Genomic DNA, 2,686 nt, shown 5'->3' with positions numbered 1-2,686 from the left:
GGCTCCGCGACCGGGGCCGGCGCCGCGCTCTCCTGCACCGCCGGCTCCCAGGCGGGCATCACATGGGCGGTCGGCTGGGGCGGCGCGCTGGCGGCGGGCGGCGCCATGGCGGGCAGGGTGGGGGGCTTCCTGGCGGGGAAGCCATCCTCCCAGGCCGCGGCGCGGACCCCCGGCGAAGCCGGCCGCGGCTGGTCGGCAGGACGCTGCGTGGCGCCGGACCGGACATGCACGACCTCGACGGTCCTGCTGCTCCGCGTGCCGCGCTGGGGGATGTTGCGGACCTCGCGCCGGTTGGTGGTCGGCGACTTGTCGTCGCGGAAGCGGGCGAATACGCGGTCGATCTCGGACATCGGTCCTCGTTCTCAGCTGGTACGGGCAACGGCAGGCAGGCCCGTTGCCTGTGCCGACGCAGCCAGGCTGCGCAGGTGGCCGCGTGGGCCCGCGCGCCGCCGGCTGCCGTTCAGCGGTCGCCCTGCTTGCGGGTGGCCTGCGCGGCCTTGCCGACGCCGCCCTGCTTCGGGCTGCCGGCGTATTTCGAGCCGGCCCGCGCATCCTTCGGATTGGCCTTGCCGGCTGTTGCGTTCATGCCGCCTTGCGGCGCGCGGCCCGCGGGCGGGAGAGGGGGGAGCCTTGCCATGTCGTGCGATGTCCTTCCGGGACGGGATCGGCGGGGCCGACGGATGCGGGATCGCCCCGGACCCCGGGGCGACATGCTGGGGAGATATGGCGACGATCATCCGATGGTGCGAAGTCGCGACCGGGCCGGCACCAGAACGCCCCAAGTCCTGCGCGATCGCCGCGCCAGGACTCGTCGCGTGCCCAGCATCCTACGCTTGAGCTTGACGCGCGGCTACCATCACGTTCAGCGGAATTCCCGCTGCCGCCACGACGCGGTCGCCGCCGGCCGTGCGGCCAGACCATCGGACTTCCCGCATGCAGCCCGAGCAGGGCGGCGAAGGGCGGCGGAAGGCCGCCCCTGCAGTCCCGGGAGGGCGGAGCTACGTCGCGCGCTACTCCGCCAGCGGCACCTGCAGGCACCAGGACTGCGTCGGCAGCACCTCGCGCCAGCCCTCGATCAGGCGCTTGTAGGCCAGGCCGACGCGGCGCGGCTTGCGGTCGAGGTCATACAGGCCGCGCGGGTTCACGTCGCCGCGCTGCTCGCGCAGCGCATGGTTCCAGTCCACCTGGTCGGTCAGCGAATACCAGGTGAAGCCCAGCACCGGCACGCCGTCGCGGCGTAGGCGCAGGATCCCGGACCACTGCTTCCACAGCCAGTGCTCCGCCTCGTCGCCGCGCGGGCCTTCGTCGAGGTTGGTCTCGGTGTGCATCACCGGCAGGCCGTAGCGCGCGTGGTAGTCCCGGGTGACGGTGTCGTAGCCGAACACCTCGCCGGCCCAGCGGCCGTGCCCCTCCGCGTTCAGCAGGTGCTCGTTGGTCTGGTACCAGTCGTTGCCCATCACGCAGTGGCGCTTCAGGGGCGGCGCCTCGCGCAGGAAGAAGTGGTAGTCCTCGCGGCTCATGCCGTTGTCCAGCAGGAACTCGTACATCGCGCTGCAGACGCGCCGGCCGTAGTTGAGGTCGAGGGTCAGGAAGCGCTCGGCGTTGCGGAACTCGGCATGGGGCAGGGCGCGCGGGCATTCGGCGTGGAAGGCCTCGGTGCTCTCGGACTGCACGAAGATCGCGTCGGGGCGGACCTTCAGGATCTCGCGCATCGCGAGCAGGTTGGCGCGGACGATGTTGCGGATGGCGGTGACGTAGCTGCGGTCGTCGTGGCGCTGCTCGTTCCACCAGCCGTAGCGCGCGCTGAACACGGCGGTGATGAACATCTCGTTCACCGGGGTGTAGAGCTGCACCCAGGGGAAGCGCTGCGCGAAGGCGCGGGCGTAGTCGGCAAACAGCTCGGGGAAGTCGGTGTTCTGGAAGTCGCCGATCCAGTCCGGCACGCCGAAATGGCAGAGATCCACGATGGGGCGGATGCCGAGCCGCCGCAGCTCGGCGAAGCCTTCGTCGGCGAAGGACCAGTCGTGCAGCCCGGGGCCGCGCAGCGTGCGGTGCAACTGCGGCCCGTAGCGCAGCGCGTCGCAGCCCAGCTCCTTCACCAGCGCCATGTCCTCGCGCCAGCGATCGTAATGGCCGCATTCCTCCATCTGGTCGCGGCGGCTGCGGCCGCCGCCGATGGTGGGCGCGCTGTTCTCGATGCCGGTGGCGAAGAGGAAGCCATGATGCGGGGCGAGGCGCGCGCGCGTCTCGGGCGAGGGCAGGGCGGCGTCGAGCATGGGTGGCTCCTGGCTGGGCGGTCCGTGGCGCCCGGCCGGTCCCCCCGTGTCCGGCGCTCACAAGATATTGTATACTACAACCCGCACATCGACGTGAACCGGGAAACCCGTCCTTCCGCAGCAATTCCGCCCTCGTTACGGCGCGGCGGGGCTGTTCAGGGCGCCAGGCGGTGCCCGGCATCCAGGGGATGCACCGAGACAAGCTCCGCCGCCGCCCAGAAGACCAGCAGCGCCACGCCGGCCTCGACCCGGATCGAGGCCGCCAGCGCCGCGCCGCCGCGCGGCAGGGCAGGCGCCAGCCGGAACCGGTGCCGCGCCGCCAGCGCCAGCATCGCCGCGACCAGGGCCAGCTTGGCCAGGAAGGCGTAGCCCCACCAGCCCGCCAGCAGCAGCTCGCCGCGGCGCACCAG

At 72.2% G+C, this 2,686-nt stretch carries 3 protein-coding genes and 1 pseudogene; all 4 read right to left on the bottom strand.

Annotated features, from left to right (window positions below):
- A pseudogene (locus OZN99_RS29250) lies at positions 1 to 350 on the bottom strand (hypothetical protein); the annotation flags it as partial.
- 110 nt (positions 351 to 460) lie between these two features.
- Positions 461 to 586, bottom strand: a complete 126-nt coding sequence (locus OZN99_RS29245; protein WP_270938737.1) for a hypothetical protein — start codon at positions 584 to 586, stop codon at positions 461 to 463.
- 424 nt (positions 587 to 1,010) lie between these two features.
- Positions 1,011 to 2,276 (bottom strand): family 1 glycosylhydrolase, encoded by a 1,266-nt coding sequence (locus OZN99_RS29240; protein WP_270938736.1) that lies wholly within the window; start codon positions 2,274 to 2,276, stop codon positions 1,011 to 1,013.
- A gap of 155 nt (positions 2,277 to 2,431) precedes the next feature.
- On the bottom strand, positions 2,432 to 2,686 hold a 255-nt coding region (locus OZN99_RS29235), incomplete at its 5' end, for a CopD family protein (protein ID WP_270938735.1).

The organism is Falsiroseomonas oryzae, from assembly GCF_027856955.1.
GTDB classification, from domain to species: domain Bacteria; phylum Pseudomonadota; class Alphaproteobacteria; order Acetobacterales; family Acetobacteraceae; genus Falsiroseomonas; species Falsiroseomonas oryzae.
The sequence above is the reverse complement of the archived record's forward strand: the minus strand, read 5'-3'. Positions and strand labels throughout refer to the sequence as shown.

Bases quoted from the DNA above. Each gene is read 5' to 3' on its own strand.
- OZN99_RS29245 (WP_270938737.1), bottom strand. From the start codon at position 586: ATGAACGCAACAGCCGGCAAGGCCAATCCGAAGGATGCGCGGGCCGGC.
- OZN99_RS29240 (WP_270938736.1), bottom strand. From the start codon at position 2,276: ATGCTCGACGCCGCCCTGCCCTCGCCCGAGACGCGCGCGCGCCTCGCC.